Raw genomic sequence first — 1269 nt, 5'->3', positions numbered from 1 at the left:
CGGTCCCGGGAACGGCTGAGGGCGCCCCCTGGTGGGGGCGCCCTCGGGCGTTGCGGGGTGGTGGCCGGGTTCCGGTTCCCGGTCCGGCCGGGTTCCGGTTCGGGTGGGGGTTAGGGGAGGTTGCGGGCCATGACGATGCGCTGGATCTGGTTGGTGCCCTCGTAGATCTGGGTGATCTTGGCGTCGCGCATCATCCGCTCCAGCGGGTAGTCGCGGGTGTAGCCGTAGCCGCCGAGGAGCTGGACGGCGTCGGTGGTGATCTCCATCGCGGCGTCGGAGGCGTAGCACTTGGCGGCGGCGCCGAAGAAGGTGAGGTCCTCGTGGGCGCCGCCGTGCGAGACGCGCTGGGAGCGGGCGGCGGCGGCGTAGGTGAGCTGGCGGGCGGCCTCCAGCTTCATCGCCATGTCGGCGAGCATGAACTGCACGCCCTGGAAGTCGCCGATCGGCTTGCCGAACTGCTTGCGCTCCTTGACGTAGCCGGCGGCGTAGTCGAGGGCGCCCTGGGCGATGCCGACGGCCTGGGCGGCGATGGTGACGCGGGTGTGGTCGAGGGTCTTCATCGCGGTGGCGAAGCCGGTGCCCTCCTCGCCGATCATGCGGTCGGCGGGGATGCGGACGTTGTCGAGGTAGACCTCGCGGGTCGGGGAGCCCTTGATGCCGAGCTTCTTCTCCGGGGCGCCGAAGGTCACGCCCGCGTCGCCCTTCTCCACCACGAACGCGGAGATGCCCCTGGAGCGCTTCTCGGGGTCGGTGACGGCCATGACGGTGTAGAACTCCGAGACGCCGGCGTTGGTGATCCACCGCTTGACGCCGTTGAGCACCCAGAAGTCGCCGTCGCGCACCGCGCGGGTCTTCATCCCCGCCGCGTCCGAGCCCGCGTCCGGCTCGGACAGGCAGTACGAGAACATGCCCTCCCCGCGCGCCAGCGCCCCGAGGTACTTGGCCTTCAGCTCCTCGGAGCCGGACAGCTGCACCGGCAGCGAGCCGAGCTTGTTGACCGCCGGGATCAGCGAGGACGACGCGCACACCCGCGCGACCTCCTCGATCACGATCACGGTGGCCAGCGCGTCCGCCCCGGCGCCGCCGTACTCCTCCGGCACGTGCACCGCGTGCAGGTCGCTGCCCTGCAGCGCCTCCAGCGCCTCGTGCGGGAACCGGCCCTGCTCGTCCACCTCGGCCGCGAACGGAGCGATCTTCGCCTCGGCCAGCGAGCGCACCGCCTCCCGGAGCATGTCGTGCTCCTCGGTGGTACGGAAGAGATCGAAGTCC

1 protein-coding gene is annotated in these 1269 nt (G+C 71.2%); it reads right to left on the bottom strand.

Annotation, left to right across the window (positions count from 1 at the left end; genetic code table 11):
- Positions 1-110: 110 nt before the first annotated feature.
- Positions 111-1269, bottom strand: a 1159-nt coding sequence (locus IE329_RS39875; protein WP_229928163.1) for an acyl-CoA dehydrogenase family protein, incomplete at its 5' end; no start/stop codon positions are given.

This window comes from Kitasatospora indigofera (assembly GCF_014655955.1).
In the GTDB taxonomy this organism is placed as follows: Bacteria; Actinomycetota; Actinomycetes; order Streptomycetales; family Streptomycetaceae; genus Kitasatospora; species Kitasatospora indigofera.
The sequence above is the reverse complement of the archived record's forward strand: the minus strand, read 5'-3'. Positions and strand labels throughout refer to the sequence as shown.